This is a genomic window from Pseudoalteromonas sp. GutCa3, from assembly GCF_002836155.1.
GTDB classification, from domain to species: domain Bacteria; phylum Pseudomonadota; class Gammaproteobacteria; order Enterobacterales; family Alteromonadaceae; genus Pseudoalteromonas; species Pseudoalteromonas arctica.
Window position 1 is genome coordinate 1 of the sequence record NZ_PJBK01000069.1, and the last position, 22,401, is coordinate 22,401.

Genomic DNA, 22,401 nt, shown 5'->3' on the forward strand with positions numbered 1-22,401 from the left:
TATTAATGATACTTTTTTCAGCCAAACAGAGGGATTAGAAAGTATTTCTAATCTGAATACACGTGTCGCCAAAATAGATATTTTAGTTGTAATTATTGAGATAGCGTCAGTTTTTATTTGTGCATACATATCTAGAAGAAAGTAAAACTATATAGAAAACTTCTTAGTTGTACTTCCATTCTGCCATATTATTTATAGTGGTAATAATATTAACAACGGAAAATTTACCCTTTATCATGCAAGCTACAATAGAATTTAAAATAAACATGTCAGTTCCTCTAATTCTCCAATCCGAAATAGCTGAATGCGGCCTAGCCTCTGTTGCAATGGTGGCAAGTTATCACGGCCATAAGCTGGATATGCCTGCCATGCGAAAGCGCTTTTCGGCTAATCTAAAGGGTATGAATTTACAGCAACTGATTGAGCTGGGTGATAACTTGGGGCTCGCCAGTCGTGCATTGCAATGCCCTATTGATGAAGTCCATAAACTACAAACTCCGTGTATTTTACATTGGGATATGAATCACTTTGTGGTATTGACCAAAGTCTCTGGCAAAGGTGCAAAGGCTAAATTTGCTATTAACGACCCAGCTGTTGGTAAGCGTAGTTTAAATAGTAATGAGTTTAGTAAGCACTTTACCGGCATTTGTTTAGAGCTGACTCCAACCAGTCATTTTGAAGCCAAACAAGAACAAGCACGGATGAAGTTTACCCAACTTTGGAGCTCAATGAAGGGCTTAAAAGCAGGGCTAATAAAACTGATTGCGTTGTCACTGGTATTGCAATTATTTGCTTTGATGACCCCTTATTATATGCAGTGGGTGGTGGATGAAGTACTCATTAGTTTTGATGAATCGTTATTAACGGTACTTGCCATGGGTTTTGCTCTGATTGCGATAATTTCAGTGGTGACTAATGCGGTACGAAGTTGGCTAATTTTACGGCTTTCGAGTTTGCTCAATATGCAAATGGGCGTGAATTTGCTCAGGCACTTATTGCGCTTGCCAATGAACTATTTTGAGTCCCGCCATATTGGCGATATTGTCTCGCGCTTTGGCTCATTAGCGCAAATACGGGAGCGCATAACTACAGGGTTTGTAGAAACACTGGTCGATGGCGTAATGGGCATTACCGTATTGATTATGATGCTAATTTATTCGCTAAAACTCACTGCGGTAGTTGTTGGTGCAATTGTGCTGTATACCTTGGTACGTTTAGCGCTGTATCGTCCACTACATCAAGCTACTGAAGAAGTGATTCAATCATCTGCCAAAGAGCAATCGAACTTTTTAGAAAATATTCGGGGTATGCAAACTATAAAATTGTTTGGTAATGAATCGCAGCGCCAAGGTATTTGGCAAAACCGTTATGCAGAGGTCATTAATAGTGAAATCCGTTTAGGGCGTTTACATATTAGCTTTGATTCATTTAATAAGCTGTTATTTGGCCTTGAAAATGTATTGGTGATTTACTTTGCTGCATTGCTAGTTATGAGCAATAGCTTGTCTGTTGGTATGGTACTGGCGTTTATTGCTTATAAAAACCAGTTAACCAGCCGCTTTGCCAACTTAATTGAGCAAATCATTCAATTCAAAATGATGCGCTTACACTTAGACCGTATTGCAGATATAGCACTCACGAAACAAGAAGTTAATCGTGACGGTGAAATGGTCTATACAGGTGATGACGAAGGTAAAGTGAGAGGTCAGCTTACACTCGAAAATATTTGCTTTAGTTACAGTGAAGAGCAAGTGCCGATTTTAAATAATGTTAATTTAACACTGAATACCGGTGACTCGATTGCGATTACGGGTCCGTCAGGTGCGGGTAAAACTACGTTGATGAAAATAATGCTAGGGCTATTACAGCCAACCTCAGGGACTGTGTTGCTTGATGGCAAAGATATTACCCAGCTTGGCCTTAAAAACTACCGTAAACAAATAGCTGCAGTAATGCAGGATGACACATTGTTAGCTGGCTCAATCGCTGATAACATCAGTTTTTTTGACCCACAGCCCAATTATTTAAAAATAAAGACGTGTGCTCGTCATGCGGCTATTCATGATGATATTACCAAAATGACTATGGGCTATAACTCATTAGTTGGGGACATGGGATCAAACTTATCGGGTGGGCAAGTACAGCGGTTATTATTAGCACGAGCGTTGTATCAATCGCCGTGTGTGTTATTTATGGATGAAGCAACTAGCCATTTAGATAAAGACAACGAAGCGAAAATAAGTGAACAAATTCAGGACTTACCCATCACACGGATTATGATTGCTCATCGCCAAGAAACCATTAGCATGGCCAGTAAAGTCTATCAACTGAGAGAGGGTAGGTTGGTGGAGCTACAACAGCAGTGCGAGAGTGCATAAAATGCCCAGTGCTTGTGTTTTACACGCCTTTTTATTATGTTTACATTTAATACAAGCTCAATACCAGCGATATAAAAACCCCAGTTACAAATAACTGCACAACACAAAACCCCATAATATCTTTTGCTTTTAGGCCTGCTATAGCCAATACGGGCAACGCCCAAAAAGGTTGAATTAAATTAGTCCACGCATCACCCCATGCAACAGCCATTGCAACGCGCGATATATCAGCACCTAGCTCTTGTGCTGCAGGTATTACAATAGGTGCTTGTACAGCCCATTGGCCACCGCCAGAGGGGACAAACATATTAACGAGCCCTGCACTTATAAAACTAAAAAATGGCAAGCTATCAGCATCTGCAACGGCAATAAAGCCACGTGATATCTTTTGTGCTAATCCGCTATCAATCATTACCGCCATGATGCCTGCATAAAAAGGAAATTGAATAACAATGCCAGCCCCGCTTGGAATTGCTTGTTGCAGACTGTTAAGTAATTTATGGGGTGTTTGATGCAGCGTAATAGCTAAAAACAAAAATACGGCAATAACGCTATTAAGGTTTAAGTTTCCGCCAGCAATAAAAAAGTAATAACCTAAATATGCCAAACCTAATAAGCCAATTGCCATACCGAGTAGTTTACTTTGTTCCAAATGTTGGGCGGGTCTAGTTATTGTTGTGGGCTTAGGTGTTGTCTCTTGTAAAAGAGCTGGGTCGATATATACGCTTTCTTGCTCGCTTGGCAGCATATAGCGATTAACGAGCGGCATAATAATGAATAAACCAACTAATATGGCTATATTAAAGCCCGCAAATAAAGTGTGCTCTGTACTAATAATTCCAATGCTGGCCTCTGAAAAGTGACCATCGGTTGCGATAGTTAAAGGAATCGAACCGGCTAATCCGCCATGCCATACAACAAAACCTGAGTAAGCGCTGGCTACTAATAATCGATAATCAACACGAGTATGTTTAGCAATTGCCTTGGCAAAAAGGGCACCAATAACTAAGCCAAATCCCCAATTTATCCAGCTCGCTAAAAGCGAAATAAGCGTTACCAATATAATTGCTTTAGGTGCTGTATTTGCGAGTGTTGCTAGTTTTTCTAATAACTTACTTATAGGTGGCGTACTTGCCAACATGTAGCCTGTAATTAACACTAGTAGCATTTGCATAGCAAAACTTAATAAGTTCCAAAACCCACCTCCCCACGCTTGTAATACTTCAATGTTGGTTGCGGTTGTAAATAAGCTCGCACTAATAAGAGTAATTATTGTAAGTAAAATTACAAATATAAAAGGGTCGGGAAGATAGCGCTCTACAATTTTAGTAAAAGGGCGGGCTATTTTATTAAGCATAAGCACAACTGTTTTGGTTATTATTTTAACGCTAATTAATCATGAAAAATCACCATTGGCAAACAGCATTTAGTCTTATATTTGTGGTTAAAAGCTTAAACATTGCTTAAAAGCATCGCTTACAGTAACGTACTGTTTATAGATAATTTACTAACGAAGACTTTGTATTATGCCGGTGATATTTAAAAGGCTAGCGTTACTTGTTCGCGCTCATATAGATCAGTTGAGTTGGCAAGCAGTGGCATTAGCTATTTTGACTCATATGCTATTAACATGGAGCTTACTATTTATAGCGAATGAGAAAGCGTTAACCTCGCTTACTACCTTTTTTTACTATTACACAGTAACAACATCAACAGTGGGATATGGTGACTTTAGTCCAACTACTGATCTTGGTCGTTGGGTGGTTGCATTAATACAAATTCCATTTGGTTTAGCTTTATTTGGTGTTTTGCTAGGAAAAGCAGGACAAACTGTTACTTACTTAATTAGGCGCGCTATGACTGGTGATAAAAACTTTGCCCACAGTAACCATCATATTATTATTTTTGGTTGGCACGACACTCGTACAAAAAAGATGATTGATTACATTTTGGCAGATACGAAACGTACTGACCGTCGTATTTTACTCGCGGTAACAGAGCAAATGGATCATCCTTTTTTAGCTAACGAAAGCGTTGATTTTGCACGTTTAACGAGCTTCACTAATTTAGCTGAACTAGAGCGGGTAGCTATTCGTAGTGCTGATAAAGTGATTATTGATGGTCAAGATGACGATCAGACATTTACAACAGCCCTGCGCATTAGTCGCTTAGTAAAAGATGATTGCCATATAAGTGCTCACTTTTTGGATGAAACCAAAGTTGAGATGATGTTAGAGCATTGCCAAAATGTAGAGTGTAGTAGTGCAAAATCAGCTGAGATACTCGTACGCTCAATGCAAGATCCAGGTTCGAGCCGTGTGCAAGAGGAGCTGCTATCTACTTTGCACGGCGATACACAATTTAGCTTGAAAGTACCAAGTGGCTGCAAAGATATGGAGTTTGGTACTTTGTTTCATCATTTTAAGCTTGAGCATGATGCAATACTGTTAGGTGTTGCCCATAATTTAAGTGCGCAAAATATGGATTTAAACCCACCATTAGATTACAAAGTAAGTGAAGGCGATATTTTGCACTATATATCGGTAGATCGAGTATTAAGTAGTGAAGTAGACTGGTCGAGCCTAGAAAAATAATGAATGAAGTTGTATTTTTAATTGTTGTTTTAAGTGCTTACATATTACCTGTCGTTATTGTACTTAACAGTAAGCGTACACAGGGTCATGAAAAGAATGGCTGGCTAATGGGAATCATTATATTTTCTTGGTTAGGTTTAATGATGTACTTTACCATTGTGCCCAAGCATAGGCACAAAAAGAAAAAGGCTAAATAGAGTAATTAGCCTTTATAGCCGTTTTCGTTGGAATAATTACTCTTCCAACTGTTTGAGTTTATGCTCAATTAGAGGGTCGTCAGGTAGAAGTTGCTGGGCGACTTCTAATAGCTGAATAGCATCATTAGGGTGCTCATCTTGGTGCTTAAGTGCCACATCTATTAATGGCTGAATATCAATTTTTGCTTGATGCTCTTGTACATACACTTCTTTTTCATCAGCTAAAATTTTATGCGCTGTACTCAATAATGCTAAACGATGAGGGGAATCTGCATTAGCCGTATTGAGACTTTGATAATAATCTTCTTTTAAGCGTAAGGTTTTGGTTTGCAGGCGAAACTGTGCAATATCGATTTGCTGATGTTGAATGAAATCAACGGCTACTTGCTTATAAAACCCAAACTTATTCAAATATGTAGCGTGTGTGCCATGTCCCATACCAAATACTCGCAAGTGAGTTAACTGCTTATAGCGCTTGGCATGCATTCGGTCTATACGATTAGTAGGATCGTAAATAATATAGCCTTGGGCATCTCCTAAATCTAGATCGTGATAATCTTGTTGCCAGTCAAACTGCTGAGCTATATCGGTACTAGAGCGGTCATCCCACGGTACTAATTCTTTATTTTTAGTACTTACCGGATGGAAGAACAATACTTGGTTTAGCTTTAATAGTTTAGCAAAAGCGCCAACAGCAAATCCGCCACGGCTTAAGCCATAGCCTAGTCGACAATTAAACGGCGTAAGTAATGTTGATAATTGCTCGAGAAAAAAGATTAAATTACGATTACGAAACCAATTACTTTTACCTAAATGCTGAAAAGCGATTACGTTTACGTTTTGTTTTTGAGCTAAGTGATAACCCCATGGTGTAAAATCAGGGTGAAGATCTTGCTCTTGCACGTTAGTGCCTGCGGGTGAAAAGGTAAAAAGCAGGGGCTTATTAACGTCAACAAAATCATACTTAACAAATACATCGCCGAGTAAATCACTACCCGTCATGGGTAATCGAGTTTGTTGCTCATTGCGCGGGAGAGTTAACCATTTATCTAACCAATACAGTAATTTCATTAATCCTCCAGCTATAAGTCAGCATAGATCATATCAAACTCAATGAAATTAGGTCAAACCGAGAGGGTGTTACTGCGCCATTTTGATTATTTCATCCCAGTCATTTTTAGTAACAGGCATTATTGATAGTCGTCCGCCTTTTTTAAGTGCGATTTCAGTAATATTATTATTGGCTTTAATATCTTTAAGGCTAATTAATTTTTTTAAATGGCTTTGGTAAGTAACTTCAACAACAACCCAGCGTGGTTTGTCGCTGGTGGCTTTTGCATCGTAATAGTCGCTACTTAAATCAAACTGAGTAGGGTCAGGGTAGGCATCGTGTGTCACTTCGGCAATACCCGCTACACCTACGTGTTTACAGCTTGAATGGTAAATCATCACTGAATCACCGAGCTTAACGCCATCACGCATGAAGTTTCGCGCTTGGTAATTACGCACGCCTTCCCAAAGAGTCGTTTGTTTTGGTGCGTTTTTTAAATCATCTAATGAAAACGCATCGGGTTCAGTTTTAAATAGCCAGTAAGCCATAACAGTATTCCTAACAAATATTTACTTCCCACTATTGTATAGTATCATTTGGATACTAGGGTAATGAGGAAGAAGTAATGAGCCAAGTATTAGATGATTTATTGTCGTTGTTAACACTTGAAGAAATTGAGCAAGGTTTATATCGAGGACAAAGCCAAGATTTAGGCTTTGGTGCTGTGTTTGGCGGTCAAGTTATGGGGCAGGCGCTTTCTGCCGCTAAAGAAACTCTACCTGAGGGGCGTATAGTTCATTCATTACATTCTTACTTTTTACGCCCAGGCGATCCAGCTAAACCGATTGTTTATGATGTAGAAACTATTCGCGATGGAAAGAGCTTTAGTACTCGCCGAGTAAAAGCGATTCAGTACGGTAAGCCAATCTTTTATATGACAGCGTCGTTTCAGGGTGAAGAAAATGGTTTGTCGCATCAAGCAACAATGCCTGATGTACCCGCACCTGAAGAGTTACGCTCATCACTTGAGTTTTATCAAGATAACGCTTCGCATATCCCTGAAGTCATCCGTAATAAGTTTACGCGTGAAATGCCAATTGAAATGCGACCAGTTACTTTTCATAACCCGTTTAAACCAGAAGTTATGGAGCCGGTAAAGCATATTTGGTTTAAAGCTAATGGTGAAATGCCAGACGATCAGCGCATCCACAATTACTTATTAGCGTATGCCTCTGATTTTGAGTTTTTACCAACAGCATTGCAGCCTCATGGTGTATCGTTTATGCAGCCAAATATGCAAGTAGCTACTATTGATCATGCAATGTGGTTTCATCGCCCATTTAGAATGGATGATTGGATTTTGTATTCAATTGATAGTCCAAGTGCGAGTAATGGGTGTGGTTTGGTACGCGGGCAGTTTTTTGATCGCCAAGGCAACTTGGTTGCCTCAACAATGCAAGAAGGGGTTATGCGTCAGCGCTAACCCCCTTCTATAGATATATTACTAGTTACACTGATCTTGTACTATATCGCTGATTGACTGCCAGACCCGTGCTGGCAGTAATGTTTTAAGGTGTGCGTAGGTTTCGCAAAGTTGTGTACTGCCTACTAAGCCTTTATCACCCTCTGTTATTAACGACTCGCCACGTAAGTTCTCGATAAAACTAACAAGTACTTTTTTATCAAAAAATTCAGGTGTTTTAATACCATGCAGTGTGCCTAAACGCTGTGCAAGCACTTGGCTCTCTCGTTCTAATTCTGCTTTTTCAATGCCATCACTTGTTTGAATAAAACCAATCACAATAGCGTAACGTTGTAGAGTAAAACTAAGTGCTCGTCCAAGCATTTCTAGCTTAGCTAAGCAGTCATTACTGTTCGTTATATGAATGTTATCGCCATCAAACTCAATTAAATTTTGATCAGCAAAGTTAGCTAAAATACGCGTTATATAGTTTTCATCAAGAGGCTGTAAATACCATTCTTTAGCAAATAATGGATAAAATGTTTTTACAAGTTGCTGGCATTGCTCAATAGTTGTGCTGTGTTGTTTAAATAGATGTAGTGCAATTAAGCTTGGTACTGCAAATAAGTGCAAAATATTGTTTCGGTAGTAATTAAACAGTACTTTTTCTTTATCGCTAATAGTAATAATTTCGCCAAATTCATCACTGATAACTTCAAACTTATTCAGCTTTAATGCATGCGTTAGTAATTGCTCTGGTGTTTCGTCTGGCGCGGTTACTTTATCGCTATAGCTTGCATCGCGCTGTAAGCGCAGATAAAAATCAAGTTGTGCTAATAGCTTTGGTTTACTCAATGCTTGTTTATCGTTAACCAGCAATATCATCGCTAGTAAGTTAACCGCATTAAGCGCCGCCGCATTATTAATTTTAACCATTACTTGGTCGGCAAGTTTAGTTACTTGTGGCGCTAACCATTGTGGCTTTTGTACATCGGTAGGGTGTATTGAATCACGCCAATCAGGTTGGTTATCGTTTAAGTATTGGTTAATCGAGATTGGATCACCAAAGTTTAAATTACCACGACCGTAGTTTTTAAGGTTTTTGATTGCCTTAAAAATACCAAATATAGATTCGCCTTTTTTATCTTTTCCATCTAGCTCTTTAAGGTAGGTGTTAATTTCCATTACGTGCTCGTAGCCAATGTACACAGGAACGATAGATATTGGTCTGTCTATTCCGCGCAGCATTGCTTGTAATGTCATAGATAGCATACCTGTTTTAGGTGGAAGTAAGCGCCCAGTTCGGCTTCGACCGCCTTCCGTGTAAAACTTAACAGAGTAACCTTTAATAAACAGTTGGCTTAAATACTCTTTGAATATGGCAGAATAAAGTTTATTGCCTGCAAACGAGCGACGAATAAAGAATGCCCCAGAGCGTCTAAATATGCCACCGGCAGGGAAAAAGTTAAGATTTATACCTGCAGCTATATGTGGTGGAACTAAGCCTAAATGATAAATAGAGTAAGTAAGCAGTAAGTAATCCATATGACTGCGATGACAAGGCATATAGATTATTTCATGGCCTTTATCTGTTAGTTCATGAATTTGTTCTGCGTGTTTAATATCAATACCGTTATAGAGCTTATTCCACAACCAAGTTAAAAATCGCTCGGCCACACGTATCATTGCTTCAGAGTAATTAGCAGCTATCTCATCAAGTAGCTTAAGTGCATTTTGGCGGGCTTCTGTTTGGCTAATGTTTTTAGCTTTAGCTTCATCTTGAATTGCTTTTTTTATTGTAGGTGACGCTAATAAAGAATTAAATAATTGTTCACGAGAGGGCATTTTAGGGCCTGTAGCAGCTAGCTTTTGGCGCTTAAAGTGAACACGTGCTACACGTAATAATTTATGTGGTAACTCGCTTACATCGGCTTTTTCATTGACTAAAAGCGATAAGTCGAGTGGTTGGCTAAAGCGAATAAAGTTGTCGCGTCCTGAAAATAACACCACAAAAAACTTTCTAAACCAGCTAGGAGTTAGAGAGTGCGTAATTAAAGTTCGTAGCCCCGGCTTTTCTTTACCCGGGTCGCGACCCCATAAAATAGTAACCGGAACCACTTGTACGTTTTGCTGCCCACTTTGTATTAGGTATTCAATAATTTGTTTACCTTGAGCTAAAGCATTGGTTGGCTTAGCTTCATCACCAAAAAGTGGTGGTGGATTTTTAATACCAATAAAACGGTCTAAATCTTGGTTACCTAATACTTGCTCTTCGGTTGGGCTAGGTAGACCATTTTTTTTACACGCATGTGCGAGAGCCGCTAAATCAAATCGTGAATTTAAACGCACTATATAAAATGTAGGGTACTCAGGGTTTAGATCATACTGTTTAATCGGATTTTCTGGCAGCACTTTGCTTTTTACAAATAAGCGGCTAAATCCAGCAGACATAACATTTAAACAATAATTAAAAATACGCATCGACTCACCATATTGAGAGTATTAAGGGCAAAATTAGCGCAGTAGGATACCATAATATCTAAAAATCCCTTAGTTTGCGTAATTAAGGTGTTAACTTGTTTATTGACTAACAGTAGAGGTATTAGTTCAAGTATAGCTAGTAAGCATGTATGGGTGCTTATTTAATCAAATTTATAGGCATTGTATTGTTTCTAAATAGTTGTTGCATTTATCACCAATACCTCTATAATACGCAGGCTTTCAAAATTCCTCTGGGAACTAGAAAGGATAAATTAAGCTTGGATTTCAAGCTAATAAACAGGAGTTCCGATTTGGAACTCAACGTAGATATAATCAAACAGCCGACATCTTAAGTTTTAAGATTGTTTCGGTCGTTTTTTTATGCTCTTTTATATGCTCTTTATATTGAGGTTAAGAATGTCAAATCAACGCATTCGTATTCGCCTAAAAGCTTTTGACCACCGTTTGATTGACCAATCAACGGCAGAAATCGTGGAAACTGCGAAACGCACTGGCGCACAAGTACGTGGTCCAATCCCACTACCTACACGCTTTGAACGTTTTACTGTACTAACTTCACCGCACGTTAATAAAGATGCGCGTGATCAGTACGAGATCCGCACCCATAAACGTCTGATAGACATCGTAGAACCAACTGACAAGACTGTAGACGCGCTTATGCGTTTAGATCTTGCTGCTGGTGTTGATGTTCAAATCAGCCTGGGTTAATCGAAAGATTAGAGAGGTTTTAGGAAAATGGCATTAGGTCTAGTCGGTCGTAAAGTGGGTATGACACGAATCTTCACTGAAGATGGTGTATCTATCCCTGTGACAGTTATTGAAGCGACACCTAACCGCATTGCTCAGATCAAATCTGACGCAACAGACGGTTATAACGCGCTTCAAGTAACCGCAGGCACTAAAAAAGCAAGTCGTGTAAACAAAGCTAAAGCGGGTCATTTCGCTAAAGCTGGTGTTGAAGCGGGTCGCGGTCTGTGGGAATTCCGCCTTAACGGTGGTGAAGGCGATTTTGAAGTAGGCGCTGAGCTTACTGTTGAATTATTCAACGAAATCAACAAGGTTGACGTAACCGGTACTTCTAAAGGTAAAGGTTTCCAAGGTGGTGTTAAACGCTGGAATTTCAGCATGCAAGACGCTACACATGGTAACTCTCTATCTCACCGTGCTCCTGGTTCAATCGGTCAAAACCAATCACCTGGTAAGGTGTTTAAAGGTAAGAAAATGGCCGGTCATATGGGTGCTGAGCGTGTAACGACTCAAAACTTAGAACTAGTTCGCGTTGACGCTGAGCGTAATTTGCTTTTAGTTAAGGGTGCAGTACCTGGAGCTATTGGCGGTGACGTTATCGTTAAACCAGCTGTTAAAGCATAAGTCCTGGAGATTTAGTGATGGAATTAGCAATTAAAGACGCTTCTGGCGGTCTTGAAGTTTCTGAAGCTACTTTTGGACGTGAGTTTAACGAAGCATTAGTACATCAAGTAGTTGTTGCATACGCAGCAGGTGCTCGTCAAGGTACTCGTGCTCAGAAGACACGTTCTGAAGTAAGCGGTGGTGGTAAAAAACCATGGGCTCAAAAAGGTACTGGCCGTGCACGTGCCGGTACAATCCGTAGCCCAATTTGGCGTTCAGGTGGCGTTAGCTTTGCAGCTAAACCACAAGACCACAGCCAAAAAGTAAACCGTAAAATGTACCGTGGTGCGATTAAAAGCATCTTATCTGAATTAGTTCGTCAAGAGCGTTTAATCGTTGTTGAAAGTTTTGCTCTAGCAGCACCAAAAACTAAAGAACTAGTTGCTAAGCTTAAAGAACTTGAGCTTAAAGATGTTCTTATCGTGACTGAAGAAGTAGATGAAAATCTTTTCTTATCGGCACGTAACCTTTATAAGGTTGACACACGTGATGTAGCTGGTATCGATCCTGTAAGCTTAATTGCTTTCGATAAGGTACTTATTACAGCCGCTGCTGTTAAGCAACTTGAGGAGGCGCTAGCATGATTCGCGAAGAACGTCTTTTAAAAGTGATCCTTGCTCCACATATCTCTGAAAAAAGCACAATTGCTGCTGAAGAAAACAATACTATTGTTTTTAAAGTAGTAAATGACGCAACTAAAGCTGAAATTAAAGTAGCAGTTGAGAAGCTTTTTGAAGTAGAAGTAACTGGTGTTCGCACACTTAACGTTAAGGGTAAAACAAAACGTACTGGCGCACGTTTCGGTCGTCGTAGCGACTGGAAGAAAGCTTACGTTACTCTTAAAGAAGGCAGCGAGCTAGACTTTGTCGGCGGCGCCGAGTAATAAGGGGATAGAATTATGGCACTTCAAAAGTGTAAGCCTACTTCTGCGGGCCGTCGTCACCTAGTTAAAGTGGTTAACTCTGATCTACATAAGGGTAAGCCATACGCACCACTTTTAGAGAAAAACTCTAAATCAGGTGGTCGTAATAACAATGGTCGTATTACGGTTCGTCATATCGGTGGTGGTCATAAACAACACTACCGTTTAATCGATTTTAAACGTACTAAAGATGGCATTCCAGCTACTGTTGAACGTTTAGAATACGATCCAAATCGTAGCGCAAACATCGCTCTTGTATTATATGCAGACGGTGAGCGTCGTTACATTATCGCACCTAAAGGCTTAAAAGCTGGCGATGCAATCCAGTCTGGTGTTGATGCACCAATCAAGCCTGGTAATGCATTACCAATGCGTAATATGCCTGTAGGTTCGACTGTTCACAACGTAGAATTAAAACCAGGTAAAGGTGCTCAAATCGCACGTTCTGCTGGTGCATACGTTCAAATCCTTGCTCGTGATGGTCAGTATGTAACATTACGTCTTCGTTCAGGCGAAGTTCGTAAAGTTGAATCTGATTGTCGTGCGACTCTAGGTGAAGTAGGCAATGCTGAGCATATGCTTCGTTCACTTGGTAAAGCAGGTGCAAATCGCTGGCGTGGTATTCGTCCGACAGTTCGTGGTGTTGCCATGAACCCGGTAGATCACCCACACGGTGGTGGTGAAGGTCGTACATCTGGTGGTCGTCATCCTGTGTCTCCATGGGGTAAACCGACTAAAGGTGCGAAGACGCGTAAGAACAAGCGTACGGATAAATTTATAGTACGTCGTCGTACTAAGTAATATTGAGGAATAGCCATGCCACGCTCTCTCAAGAAGGGTCCTTTTATAGACCTACACTTGCTGAAGAAGGTAGAGAAAGCTTTGGAAAGCGGTGAGAAAAAGCCAATTAAAACTTGGAGCCGTCGTTCAATGATCATACCTAACATGATCGGATTGACCATTGCTGTCCATAATGGTCGCCAGCACGTACCAGTTTTCGTTTCTGACGAAATGATCGGTCACAAACTAGGTGAATTTGCACCAACTCGCACTTACCGTGGCCATGCTGCGGATAAGAAAGCGAAGAAACGATAAGAGGGGAAGATAAATGCAAGCATTAGCTAAACATAAATTCGCCTCTGGTTCGGCGCAAAAAGCACGTCTAGTTGCAGATCAGATCCGCGGGTTACCTGTAGATCGCGCACTAGAAATCCTGGCGTACAGCCCTAAGAAAGCGGCTGTATTAGTTAAGAAAGTACTTGAGTCTGCTATTGCTAACGCAGAGCATAACGAAGGTGCTGACATTGATGAGCTTCGTATAACAACGATCTTTGTGGACGATGGTCCTACAATGAAACGTATTATGCCTCGTGCTAAAGGACGCGCAGACCGCATCCTTAAGCGTACAAGCCATATCACTGTTATGGTTTCAGATAGCTAGGAGTATAAGTAATGGGACAAAAAGTTCATCCTACTGGTATTCGCCTAGGTATATCTAAACCTTGGGTTTCTACCTGGTACGCGAGTTCAAAAGATTTCTCTGCACAGCTTTTTGGCGATCACAAAGTTCGTACATTCCTTACTAAGGAATTGAAAACGGCTTCTGTGTCTAAAATCGTTATTGAGCGTCCAGCAAAATCAATCCGTGTAACAATTCATACGGCTCGTCCGGGTGTTGTTATCGGTAAAAAAGGCGAAGACGTAGAAAAATTACGTCAAGCGGTAACTAAAATCGCTGGTGTACCTGCTCAGATTAATATCTCTGAAGTACGTAAACCAGAACTAGATGCACAACTAGTAGCAGACGGCATTGCCTCTCAACTAGAACGTCGTGTTATGTTCCGTCGCGCTATGAAGCGTTCGGTACAAAATGCAATGCGCATCGGTTCTAAAGGGATTAAAGTTGAAGTTAGCGGTCGTCTTGGCGGCGCTGAAATCGCACGTTCAGAATGGTATCGTGAAGGTCGTGTACCTCTACATACTCTTCGTGCTGATATCGATTACGCAACTTCTGAAGCCTTAACCACTTATGGTATCATTGGTGTTAAAGTTTGGATCTTCAAAGGCGAAGTTATTGGTGGTTTACCACTAGTACAAGAGCAAGAGAAGCCAGCTAAACGCGCACCAAAGAAAGCCAAGAAAAGTGCTAAGTAGAGGTAGCGACTAATGTTACAGCCAAAACGTACAAAATTCCGTAAAATGCACAAAGGCCGCAACCGCGGTTTAGCGCAAAACGGTAACAAAGTAAGCTTCGGTACTTTCGGATTGAAAGCAACTGGCCGTGGCCGTATGACTGCTCGTCAAATCGAAGCAGCTCGTCGTGCTATGACGCGTCACGTGAAACGTCAAGGTAAAATCTGGATTCGTGTCTTCCCTGACAAACCGATTACAGAAAAACCTCTTGAAGTTCGTATGGGTAAAGGTAAAGGTTCTGTTGAATATTGGGTTGCTGAAATTCAGCCTGGTAAAGTACTTTACGAAATGGAAGGTGTTTCAGAAGAGCTTGCTCGTGAAGCATTCGACCTTGCTGCTCGTAAATTGCCATTCAAAACAACTTTCGTAACTCGGACGGTAATGTGATGAAAGCTAGCGAACTAAAAGACAAAAGCGTAGAAGAGCTTAATGCTGAACTTCTAGGACTACTTCGTGAGCAATTTAATATGCGCATGCAAGCTAGCACTGGTCAGTTAGCTCAGACACACACGCTAAGAACAGTACGCCGCGATATCGCGCGTGTAAAAACAGTTATTAACCAGAAGGCAGGTCAATAATGAGCGATAAAATTCGTACTCTTCAAGGCCGTGTAATCAGCGACAAGATGGAAAAATCTTTCACTATCGCTATCGCACGTTACGTGAAGCACCCAATCTATGGGAAATTCATTAAACGTACGACTAAGTTACACGTACATGACGAAAATAACACAGCAAAAGCGGGTGACGTAGTTACTATCCGTGAATGCGCACCAATTTCTAAGAATAAATCTTGGACTTTAGTAGACGTTATTTCTAGTCCAAAACAAGCTTAATTTTTTAATTAAGTTAGTTTTGTAAAAAAGCCCCGGCATTAGCTGGGGCTTTTTGTATTTAAAGCACCTGCAAACAGTAAACTAGGGTGAGCGGGTCACCTGGATTAGTCTTCTATCTGAAAATACAAAGTTATCTTGGGGAGTAGTTGAGAGTTTCATTTACCAGTTACTTTTTTGCTAGCAGAACCATCTACTGAATCAGAAGAAGTTAGATAATAAACTTACATATCTCAGTTAATTTAATGCCAATATGGGGTCATCTAATTCGTGGTGTTACCTTTCTTTTACTATCTTTTAGTCTGAGAACTCACTTACCTTATTTTATTACAATAATACAGTTTCAAAGTATCGAAAATAGACATCCATACACAACTTTCATTATCAGCTTATCTGGTTTTTTATGTCTAAAACCTCAATTTATCGCCTTAAATTAATATTCTGGTATGATTAGCAAATATGCGCTTTTGAATGAATTTTTGAGGTAGTAATGACGCGTAGTTTTGAATTTCATTTGACTGATGAAGTAGCCACGGTTGCAATGGGTAATCGCGTTGCTGATATTATAGAGCAAGGTGCGGTTATTTATTTACATGGTGATTTAGGCGCTGGTAAAACAACGTTTACAAGAGGGGTAGTGCAAGGCTTTGGACATACAGGCAAAGTTAAAAGCCCAACGTATACACTTGTTGAACCTTATGAACTCGAGCGCGCAAATGTTTATCATTTTGATTTATACCGCTTAGGTGACCCTGAAGAACTAGAATACATGGGAATACGCGATTATTTTTCACCAGATGCAATTTGCGTTGTTGAGTGGCCTGAAAAAGGTGGTGAATTTATTCCTGTGCCTGATTTAGATATTACTCTAAGCTATATGGGTAACGAACGTAAAATTGTTATTAATAGCGCCAGTGAGCGTGGTGTAGCAATTGTCGAAAAACTAAATAACAAATAATAATATAGTTAAGGCAGTAATTATCAAATGAGCCGAGGTGTAGTTAAACTCTTTATTTACCTTATGGTTATTACCATAAGCTTGCCGCTGTGGGCCAAAAATACAATTAATAGTGTACGCGTATGGCCGTCCCCTGATAGTACGCGTGTGGTATTTGATTTAAATGATAAGCCTGACTTTAGCTATTTCATGCTTAAAAACCCAAGCCGCTTAGTAATTGATTTAGAAAACACTAACGAGTTAAAAATACTACCAGGTGTACCACCAAAACATCAAATAGTGAGCAAGCTACGCTACTCAAAACCTAAAAATAAGCACAGTGTTCGGTTAGTGTTTGAATTAAACGCACCAGTAAAGCCAGTTGTATTTGCTTTAGCGCCTACAGGCCCTTATAAAAATAGGCTCGTTGTTGATTTATACAATAAAAGCCAAGCTGCCACAGTTGTTTCTCCTGCTCAAACAGCAGCTAAAAACCGCCAGTTAAGCCAAGAGCGCGATATTGTGATTGCAATTGATGCGGGTCATGGCGGCGAAGATCCAGGTTCAATTGGTCCCTCTGGCACGTACGAAAAAACAGTAACACTGCAAATTGCAAAACGTTTAGAGCGCATGATTGATGGCGAACGTGGGATGATTTCGCGCATGGTACGAAGCGGTGACTACTTTGTAAAACTTAATACGCGTACCAATCGTGCTCGTGAAAAAAAGGCCGACTTTTTTGTCTCTATTCATGCTGATGCATTTACGAGCCCGGGACCAAATGGTGCCTCTGTTTGGGTGTTGTCGTTAAGGCGTGCTAATTCAGAGATAGGTAAATGGATAGAAGATAAAGAAAAGCACTCTGAGCTTTTAGGTGGCGCTGCGGATGTAATGAAAGATGCCGCTAACGAAAAATACTTAGCGCAAGCATTACTTGATATGTCGATGGATCACTCTATGAAAACTGGCTTAAACGTAGCTGACGAAGTGGTTAAAGAGTTACGTAAAGTTGCTAAGCTGCATAAAAAAGATCCCCAACATGCGAGTCTTGCTGTACTTAAATCACCAGATATCCCATCAATTTTAGTAGAAACAGGGTTTATATCTAACCCACGAGAAGAAAAGCTGCTTAAAAGTGCTAACCATCAAGAGCGTTTGGCTAAAGCTATATTTACTTCAATTAAAAATTACTATTTAAAAAATCCACCTGATGACTCTTTATTTGCTAAATTAAAGTCGCAATATCCAACAAAGCACAAGGTACGCCCGGGTGAATCTTTAAGTATGTTGGCGAGTCGCTATGGCATTACAGTCACTGAATTAAAACAAGTTAATAAGCTTAGATCTAATACTTTGTTTATTGGGCAAGAGCTCGATATACCACAAAGTTAGTCATTATTATTAGCGCAATGCTTGCTAGGAAATCTCATGAATATTGAAATATTACCCGCGCGTTTAGCTAACCAAATTGCCGCAGGCGAAGTGGTTGAGCGCCCAGCGTCGGTAGTAAAAGAGCTAGTCGAAAACAGTTTAGATGCTGGCGCTACACGTATTCAGATAGATATAGAGCGTGGCGGTCATAAGCTTATTCGTATACGTGATAACGGTTCAGGGATAAGTAAAGATGAGCTAACGCTCGCGCTTTCTCGTCACGCTACGAGTAAATTAAAATCTCTAGATGACCTTGAAAATATTTGTTCACTTGGTTTTAGGGGGGAAGCGCTTGCGTCAATTAGCTCTGTATCGCGTTTAACGCTGAGCTCAAAACCAAAAGATCAAGAAGCTGCTTGGCAAGCATTTGCAGAAGGTCGCGATATGGCCGTGCAAGTAAAGCCAGTAGCGCACCCTGATGGCACAACCATTGAAGTAAAAGATTTATTTTTTAACACCCCAGCTCGTCGTAAATTCTTGCGTACCGAAAAAACTGAATTTAGCCATATTGATGAGTTGATAAAGCGTATTGCGCTTAGTCGCTTTGATGTCTCTATTACACTAACTCACAACGAAAAAGTAGTAAGGCAGTATCGTGCGAAGACAGATCCCTCTCAGGCTATTACACGTGTAGCGCAAGTTGCAGGTAAGGCTTTTGCTGAGCAAGGTTTGCATATTCAATCAGGAGAGGGTGGCTTACAGCTGCATGGTTGGGTGCTACCTGTAGGTTCAGCTAATACGACTCAGTATACTTATGTTAATAATCGTATGATGCGCGATAAGCTTATTCTGCATGCTATACGCCAGGCATTTGAAGAAGTAAGCGGAACACAAGAATTACCCGGTTTTGTCATTTATATTGATATAGACCCTCGGCAGGTTGATGTAAATGTTCATCCAGCTAAGCATGAAGTGCGTTTTCATCAAGGGCGCTTAATTCATGACTTTATATTACAGGCTATTAAGCAAGTGGTAGTGCCGCTGCAAGGTGAGTTTACGAATGAACCGCTTAGCTCTGAGATGGAATCTGCGCCTGTGTTTATGGGGTCAGCGCATAGTAGTTCTAATGATACAAAAGCGGATGGAGTATTTGATTACCCTAAATCGCAATTACAGCCCTCTTACTCTGGAAGTGTTGGTAGTTCATCATCAGTTACTAGAAGTGTTGGCGGTGGCGGGGCATACCGTGCTACACCAAGTACGAGCCATCATGATGTAAACGCGTTTTATCAAGGTGTGAGTGAGCAACACGCTGCGCATTTTGATAATGTAGCAAACATACCCGTAGCACAACACCAGTTAGAGTCTGCGCATAATGTTTTAAAGACAGTTTCAATCATCAGTGTTAATGAAGGTGCGTGTGTATTTAGTGTTGAGCAGCAATTGTATTGCTCACATTTCAAATATGCATTGGTAGATGATTGGCATAATCAAATTAAAGAGTCCGGAAGTTTAGAAGGGAAAGCTCTTTTGCTGCCCGTAAGAGTAAACTTATCAAAAGAAGATTGCTTACTTATAGAAGCTCAGCAATCGTGGTTTACTTTACTTGGTTTTGAACTCGTAATAGAAAAACAGTTTGTAATGGTTAAAAAATTGCCAGCGTGCTTATATTTACTTGATGTAAGTACAGCGATAGGTGAGCTACTTGATGGGTGTAAAGCAGGGCTTGAAAATATAGAGAATTGGTTAGAGTGGCAGATAAAATGTGTACCTCCCCGGTTTTATTTAAGCAATGTGTTTTTAGCGCAACAAATGCGCTTACAAAATAATCCGCAAACTATTGAACGCTTACGCGAAAAAGCAGTTAAAATAGAGCTAAATCACTATTTAATGCAATTAGATTAAGGTATCAGTGTTGAGTAATTTACCAGTCATATTTTTAATGGGTCCAACTGCTGCTGGTAAAACAGCATTGGCAATCTCACTGTGCGAGCATTTAAATACAGAAATAATCAGCGTTGATTCAGCGTTAGTGTATAAAGATATGAACATTGGTACTGCAAAACCCGATGCAGAAGAACTTGCTAAAGCTCCGCATCATCTGATCGACTTACTTGACCCGAGTGAAACATATTCAGTTGCTGATTTTAGGCGCGATGCAGTACAAAAAATTGACGAATTTCATAGACAAGGTAAAGTGCCTGTATTGGTTGGAGGTACAATGTTGTACTTTAAATCTTTAATTGATGGTTTATCGCCTTTGCCTGAAGCAGATACAGTAATAAGATCAGAGCTAGAAGCACAAGCTAAAGAATTTGGCTGGCCTCATTTATATAAAGAATTAGTTAAAGTTGACCCAAAAGCAGCCGAAAAAATAAGTGAGAATGACTCACAAAGGATTAACCGAGCTTTAGAGGTTTACAGGTTAACTGGTAAGACCATGACTGAGTTGCAAAAGCAAAAACAGCCGGCTTTACCTTATACTTTTCATCAATTTGCGATTGCACCGCAAGAACGTAGCGAATTACATCGCCGAATTGAAGAAAGGTTTAAAATAATGATTGATCAGGGGTTTGAAAATGAAGTTTCGACCCTATATCTACGTAAGGATTTACACCCCAATATGCCTTCTATTCGTTGTGTTGGTTATAGACAAATGTGGGATTACCTTGCGGGTGAAACAAGCCATGATGAAATGGTTTTTCGTGGCATCGCAGCAACACGTCAATTGGCAAAACGTCAGTTAACGTGGCTTCGTAGCTGGCCTGATGTTACTTGGTTAACAACGGGTGACGAAGAAAACTTGCATCGTGTAGTAAGTTCGCTAAGCTAGTAGTAGTTGAATATTGTTTTTTATCAAATAAGTTCAGCCACTTAATTATAATAACACCTAGAACGAAGGAACAATAACATGGCAAAAGGCCAATCGTTACAAGACCCATTTTTGAATGCACTACGACGTGAGCGCATTCCAGTATCAATCTTTTTGGTAAATGGCATAAAATTACAAGGCAAAATTCAGTCATTTGACCAATTTGTTATTTTACTAGAGAACACCGTAAATCAAATGGTTTATAAGCATGCAATTTCAACAGTTGTCCCTGCTCGCGCAGTTAACTTCCAAGCAGTTCAAGGGAGTGAAGACACTGAAGAACCAGAAGCTGGTAACTTTTAATTAGGAGCATAATGTTTGTTTGACCGCTATGAATCCGGCGAACAGGCAATTTTAGTTCATATCGACTTACCTAAAGAAGGGGATCGTGAAGATCTTCATGAATTAGAAATGTTGGTATCTTCTGCTGGTGTTAGTAGTTTGGCGGTTGTGCAAGGCAGCCGTCAAGCACCACATCCGAAACTATTCGTCGGTACCGGTAAAGCAGAAGAAATAGCTGAGATTGTCAAAATCCACAATGCAGATGTCGTAATTTTCAATCATCAACTCAGGCCGTCACAAGAGCGTAATTTAGAGCGTGTTTGTCAGTGTCGTGTGCTTGATAGAACGACGCTAATTCTTGATATTTTTGCCCAACGTGCACGTACCCATGAGGGTAAGCTGCAGGTTGAATTGGCACAACTTCGCCATATGTCGACTCGATTAATTCGGGGCTGGACCCATCTTGAACGCCAAAAAGGCGGGATTGGTTTACGTGGACCTGGTGAAACCCAACTTGAAACAGATAGACGATTACTTCGTGCCCGAATTCAAAATATCCGTGCGCGTTTAGCTAAAGTAGCAGTGCAACGCGAACAAGGTAGGCGAGCTCGTACTCGTAACGAAATACCTACGGTATCGTTAGTTGGCTATACCAATGCGGGTAAATCTACATTATTTAATCGAATTACGAATTCAGATGTATACGCGGCCGATCAGTTGTTTGCAACGCTTGACCCGACTCTACGTAAGCTTGAATTAGGTGATGTTGGTCCTGTTATCTTAGCCGATACAGTGGGCTTTATTCGTCATTTACCGCACGACTTAGTTGCTGCTTTTAAAGCAACGCTAACTGAAACTCGTGAAGCTGATTTACAGTTACATGTAATTGACGCAGCAGACTCTCGTCTTCAAGAAAATATTGAACAAGTACAATCGGTGCTTAAAGAAATTGAAGCCGATGAAGTACCACAGCTATTAATTTATAATAAAATTGATGCGCTGGATAACGTAAGCCCACGTATTGATCGAGATGACGAAGGCCAACCTATAAGAGTATGGCTTAGCGCTCAGACTGGTGAAGGGTGTGAATTACTTAGTGAGGCTATTAGTGAACTGCTTGCTAAGAAGATGTTTAACGAAACATTATTTCTTACGCCATTGTATGGTCGCCTAAGGGCTGCATTGTTTAGTTTAAATGCAGTACATGAAGAACGCTTTGATGAGCAAGGTAATTGGCTGTTAGATGTTAGAATGCCAATGGTTGAGTGGAATCGTTTAATTAAAGAATTTGGTCCTGAAATTGCTGGTTTTATCAACCGTAATTAAAAATTGACGTTTTAATGTCGGTTTTTGTATGAGAAACGCGGTAGATTTGTTAGATTTAACACAATTTCCTAA

The 22,401-nt window shown here is 40.3% G+C and carries 25 protein-coding genes; 21 read left to right on the forward strand and 4 right to left on the reverse strand.

All coding sequences use genetic code 11. The annotated features are described in order from the left end of the window. The first annotated feature begins 266 nt into the window (after nucleotides 1–266). Nucleotides 267–2,378 (forward strand): peptidase domain-containing ABC transporter, encoded by a 2,112-nt coding sequence (locus CXF64_RS11860; RefSeq protein ID WP_101217117.1) that lies wholly within the window; start codon nucleotides 267–269, stop codon nucleotides 2,376–2,378. Nucleotides 2,379–2,424: 46 nt separating this feature from the next. On the opposite strand, the gene CXF64_RS11865 is transcribed toward CXF64_RS11860, so the two are convergent. Beyond that, nucleotides 2,425–3,735: a short-chain fatty acid transporter gene (locus tag CXF64_RS11865; RefSeq protein ID WP_101217112.1), complete on the reverse strand. Its 1,311-nt coding sequence runs from the start codon at nucleotides 3,733–3,735 to the stop codon at nucleotides 2,425–2,427. A 169-nt stretch (nucleotides 3,736–3,904) separates the two neighbouring features. On the opposite strand from CXF64_RS11865, the gene CXF64_RS11870 reads away from it, so the two are divergent. Both CXF64_RS11870 and CXF64_RS11875 read left to right on the forward strand, forming a co-directional pair. Then, a complete protein-coding gene (locus CXF64_RS11870; protein ID WP_007587041.1) occupies nucleotides 3,905–4,972 on the forward strand; it encodes a potassium channel family protein in 1,068 nt (355 codons plus the stop codon). Further along, nucleotides 4,972–5,169, forward strand: a complete 198-nt coding sequence (locus tag CXF64_RS11875; protein WP_007587044.1) for a PLDc N-terminal domain-containing protein — start codon at nucleotides 4,972–4,974, stop codon at nucleotides 5,167–5,169. Before CXF64_RS11870 ends, CXF64_RS11875 begins: the two co-directional genes overlap by 1 nt. A gap of 36 nt (nucleotides 5,170–5,205) precedes the next feature. On the opposite strand, the gene CXF64_RS11880 is transcribed toward CXF64_RS11875, so the two are convergent. Together CXF64_RS11880 and CXF64_RS11885 are read right to left on the reverse strand one after the other, a co-directional pair. Beyond that, nucleotides 5,206–6,240 (reverse strand): cytosolic protein, encoded by a 1,035-nt coding sequence (locus tag CXF64_RS11880; RefSeq protein WP_101217113.1) that lies wholly within the window; start codon nucleotides 6,238–6,240, stop codon nucleotides 5,206–5,208. A 69-nt stretch (nucleotides 6,241–6,309) separates the two neighbouring features. Then, nucleotides 6,310–6,768, reverse strand: coding sequence for an EVE domain-containing protein (locus CXF64_RS11885; protein WP_007587049.1), 459 nt, complete (start codon nucleotides 6,766–6,768; stop codon nucleotides 6,310–6,312). A gap of 77 nt (nucleotides 6,769–6,845) precedes the next feature. Between CXF64_RS11885 and tesB the strand changes: the two genes are divergently transcribed. After that, nucleotides 6,846–7,703 (forward strand): acyl-CoA thioesterase II, encoded by an 858-nt coding sequence (gene tesB, locus CXF64_RS11890; RefSeq protein WP_002957902.1) that lies wholly within the window; start codon nucleotides 6,846–6,848, stop codon nucleotides 7,701–7,703. 21 nt (nucleotides 7,704–7,724) lie between these two features. On the opposite strand, the gene plsB is transcribed toward tesB, so the two are convergent. Continuing rightward, entirely contained in the window at nucleotides 7,725–10,163 is a 2,439-nt protein-coding gene (gene plsB / locus CXF64_RS11895; RefSeq protein WP_101217114.1) for a glycerol-3-phosphate 1-O-acyltransferase PlsB, read from the reverse strand. Nucleotides 10,164–10,580: 417 nt separating this feature from the next. Between plsB and rpsJ the strand changes: the two genes are divergently transcribed. From rpsJ to hflX, 17 genes are all read left to right on the forward strand, one after another. Further along, entirely contained in the window at nucleotides 10,581–10,892 is a 312-nt protein-coding gene (rpsJ, locus tag CXF64_RS11900; RefSeq protein ID WP_002957900.1) for a 30S ribosomal protein S10, read from the forward strand. Nucleotides 10,893–10,919: 27 nt separating this feature from the next. Further along, nucleotides 10,920–11,555: a 50S ribosomal protein L3 gene (rplC, locus tag CXF64_RS11905; RefSeq protein ID WP_002957898.1), complete on the forward strand. Its 636-nt coding sequence runs from the start codon at nucleotides 10,920–10,922 to the stop codon at nucleotides 11,553–11,555. A gap of 17 nt (nucleotides 11,556–11,572) precedes the next feature. Further along, the gene (rplD, locus tag CXF64_RS11910) at nucleotides 11,573–12,178 is read left to right on the forward strand and encodes a 50S ribosomal protein L4 (protein ID WP_002957897.1); all 606 of its coding nucleotides are present in this window, start codon (nucleotides 11,573–11,575) and stop codon (nucleotides 12,176–12,178) included. Further along, on the forward strand, nucleotides 12,175–12,477 hold the full coding sequence (gene rplW / locus CXF64_RS11915) for a 50S ribosomal protein L23 (protein WP_002957896.1): 303 nt from the start codon (nucleotides 12,175–12,177) through the stop codon (nucleotides 12,475–12,477). The genes rplD and rplW overlap by 4 nt, the downstream gene beginning before the upstream one ends. A 15-nt stretch (nucleotides 12,478–12,492) precedes the next feature. Then, a complete protein-coding gene (gene rplB, locus CXF64_RS11920; RefSeq protein ID WP_002957895.1) occupies nucleotides 12,493–13,317 on the forward strand; it encodes a 50S ribosomal protein L2 in 825 nt (274 codons plus the stop codon). A 15-nt stretch (nucleotides 13,318–13,332) separates the two neighbouring features. Further along, entirely contained in the window at nucleotides 13,333–13,611 is a 279-nt protein-coding gene (gene rpsS, locus CXF64_RS11925; RefSeq protein ID WP_004588689.1) for a 30S ribosomal protein S19, read from the forward strand. A gap of 13 nt (nucleotides 13,612–13,624) precedes the next feature. Continuing rightward, complete coding sequence (gene rplV / locus CXF64_RS11930) at nucleotides 13,625–13,957, forward strand: 50S ribosomal protein L22 (RefSeq protein WP_002957892.1); 333 nt, start codon at nucleotides 13,625–13,627, stop codon at nucleotides 13,955–13,957. Between the two features lie 11 nt (nucleotides 13,958–13,968). Further along, complete coding sequence (gene rpsC, locus CXF64_RS11935) at nucleotides 13,969–14,670, forward strand: 30S ribosomal protein S3 (RefSeq protein WP_002957891.1); 702 nt, start codon at nucleotides 13,969–13,971, stop codon at nucleotides 14,668–14,670. A gap of 12 nt (nucleotides 14,671–14,682) precedes the next feature. Beyond that, nucleotides 14,683–15,096 (forward strand): 50S ribosomal protein L16, encoded by a 414-nt coding sequence (gene rplP / locus CXF64_RS11940; protein ID WP_002957890.1) that lies wholly within the window; start codon nucleotides 14,683–14,685, stop codon nucleotides 15,094–15,096. After that, nucleotides 15,096–15,287 (forward strand): 50S ribosomal protein L29, encoded by a 192-nt coding sequence (rpmC, locus tag CXF64_RS11945; RefSeq protein ID WP_002957889.1) that lies wholly within the window; start codon nucleotides 15,096–15,098, stop codon nucleotides 15,285–15,287. The genes rplP and rpmC overlap by 1 nt, the downstream gene beginning before the upstream one ends. Further along, nucleotides 15,287–15,544, forward strand: a complete 258-nt coding sequence (rpsQ, locus tag CXF64_RS11950) for a 30S ribosomal protein S17 (RefSeq protein ID WP_002957888.1) — start codon at nucleotides 15,287–15,289, stop codon at nucleotides 15,542–15,544. Before rpmC ends, rpsQ begins: the two co-directional genes overlap by 1 nt. A 487-nt stretch (nucleotides 15,545–16,031) precedes the next feature. Continuing rightward, complete coding sequence (gene tsaE, locus CXF64_RS11955; RefSeq protein WP_024608194.1) at nucleotides 16,032–16,499, forward strand: tRNA (adenosine(37)-N6)-threonylcarbamoyltransferase complex ATPase subunit type 1 TsaE; 468 nt, start codon at nucleotides 16,032–16,034, stop codon at nucleotides 16,497–16,499. A gap of 27 nt (nucleotides 16,500–16,526) precedes the next feature. Beyond that, nucleotides 16,527–17,870 carry an N-acetylmuramoyl-L-alanine amidase gene (locus CXF64_RS11960; protein WP_101217115.1) on the forward strand — a complete coding sequence of 448 codons (1,344 nt, stop codon included), beginning with the start codon at nucleotides 16,527–16,529 and terminating at the stop codon, nucleotides 17,868–17,870. A 36-nt stretch (nucleotides 17,871–17,906) separates the two neighbouring features. Then, nucleotides 17,907–19,754 carry a DNA mismatch repair endonuclease MutL gene (mutL, locus tag CXF64_RS11965; protein ID WP_101217116.1) on the forward strand — a complete coding sequence of 616 codons (1,848 nt, stop codon included), beginning with the start codon at nucleotides 17,907–17,909 and terminating at the stop codon, nucleotides 19,752–19,754. A gap of 10 nt (nucleotides 19,755–19,764) precedes the next feature. Then, on the forward strand, nucleotides 19,765–20,682 hold the full coding sequence (gene miaA, locus CXF64_RS11970; protein ID WP_007586400.1) for a tRNA (adenosine(37)-N6)-dimethylallyltransferase MiaA: 918 nt from the start codon (nucleotides 19,765–19,767) through the stop codon (nucleotides 20,680–20,682). Between the two features lie 78 nt (nucleotides 20,683–20,760). Further along, nucleotides 20,761–21,024: an RNA chaperone Hfq gene (gene hfq, locus CXF64_RS11975; protein ID WP_007586402.1), complete on the forward strand. Its 264-nt coding sequence runs from the start codon at nucleotides 20,761–20,763 to the stop codon at nucleotides 21,022–21,024. Between the two features lie 15 nt (nucleotides 21,025–21,039). Further along, complete coding sequence (gene hflX, locus CXF64_RS11980; RefSeq protein ID WP_007586404.1) at nucleotides 21,040–22,329, forward strand: ribosome rescue GTPase HflX; 1,290 nt, start codon at nucleotides 21,040–21,042, stop codon at nucleotides 22,327–22,329. The last annotated feature ends 72 nt before the right edge of the window (nucleotides 22,330–22,401 follow it).

Bases quoted from the DNA above. Each gene is read 5' to 3' on its own strand.
- rplD (WP_002957897.1), top strand. From the start codon at position 11,573: ATGGAATTAGCAATTAAAGACGCTTCTGGCGGTCTTGAAGTTTCTGAA.
- rplC (WP_002957898.1), top strand. From the start codon at position 10,920: ATGGCATTAGGTCTAGTCGGTCGTAAAGTGGGTATGACACGAATCTTC.
- CXF64_RS11860 (WP_101217117.1), top strand. From the start codon at position 267: ATGTCAGTTCCTCTAATTCTCCAATCCGAAATAGCTGAATGCGGCCTA.
- rpsJ (WP_002957900.1), top strand. From the start codon at position 10,581: ATGTCAAATCAACGCATTCGTATTCGCCTAAAAGCTTTTGACCACCGT.
- mutL (WP_101217116.1), top strand. From the start codon at position 17,907: ATGAATATTGAAATATTACCCGCGCGTTTAGCTAACCAAATTGCCGCA.
- CXF64_RS11960 (WP_101217115.1), top strand. From the start codon at position 16,527: ATGAGCCGAGGTGTAGTTAAACTCTTTATTTACCTTATGGTTATTACC.
- rplW (WP_002957896.1), top strand. From the start codon at position 12,175: ATGATTCGCGAAGAACGTCTTTTAAAAGTGATCCTTGCTCCACATATC.
- hfq (WP_007586402.1), top strand. From the start codon at position 20,761: ATGGCAAAAGGCCAATCGTTACAAGACCCATTTTTGAATGCACTACGA.
- rpmC (WP_002957889.1), top strand. From the start codon at position 15,096: ATGAAAGCTAGCGAACTAAAAGACAAAAGCGTAGAAGAGCTTAATGCT.
- rpsS (WP_004588689.1), top strand. From the start codon at position 13,333: ATGCCACGCTCTCTCAAGAAGGGTCCTTTTATAGACCTACACTTGCTG.
- rplP (WP_002957890.1), top strand. From the start codon at position 14,683: ATGTTACAGCCAAAACGTACAAAATTCCGTAAAATGCACAAAGGCCGC.
- rpsQ (WP_002957888.1), top strand. From the start codon at position 15,287: ATGAGCGATAAAATTCGTACTCTTCAAGGCCGTGTAATCAGCGACAAG.
- CXF64_RS11870 (WP_007587041.1), top strand. From the start codon at position 3,905: ATGCCGGTGATATTTAAAAGGCTAGCGTTACTTGTTCGCGCTCATATA.
- tsaE (WP_024608194.1), top strand. From the start codon at position 16,032: ATGACGCGTAGTTTTGAATTTCATTTGACTGATGAAGTAGCCACGGTT.
- rpsC (WP_002957891.1), top strand. From the start codon at position 13,969: ATGGGACAAAAAGTTCATCCTACTGGTATTCGCCTAGGTATATCTAAA.
- CXF64_RS11875 (WP_007587044.1), top strand. From the start codon at position 4,972: ATGAATGAAGTTGTATTTTTAATTGTTGTTTTAAGTGCTTACATATTA.
- CXF64_RS11880 (WP_101217113.1), bottom strand. From the start codon at position 6,240: ATGAAATTACTGTATTGGTTAGATAAATGGTTAACTCTCCCGCGCAAT.
- rplV (WP_002957892.1), top strand. From the start codon at position 13,625: ATGCAAGCATTAGCTAAACATAAATTCGCCTCTGGTTCGGCGCAAAAA.
- CXF64_RS11885 (WP_007587049.1), bottom strand. From the start codon at position 6,768: ATGGCTTACTGGCTATTTAAAACTGAACCCGATGCGTTTTCATTAGAT.
- rplB (WP_002957895.1), top strand. From the start codon at position 12,493: ATGGCACTTCAAAAGTGTAAGCCTACTTCTGCGGGCCGTCGTCACCTA.
- tesB (WP_002957902.1), top strand. From the start codon at position 6,846: ATGAGCCAAGTATTAGATGATTTATTGTCGTTGTTAACACTTGAAGAA.
- CXF64_RS11865 (WP_101217112.1), bottom strand. From the start codon at position 3,735: ATGCTTAATAAAATAGCCCGCCCTTTTACTAAAATTGTAGAGCGCTAT.
- plsB (WP_101217114.1), bottom strand. From the start codon at position 10,163: ATGCGTATTTTTAATTATTGTTTAAATGTTATGTCTGCTGGATTTAGC.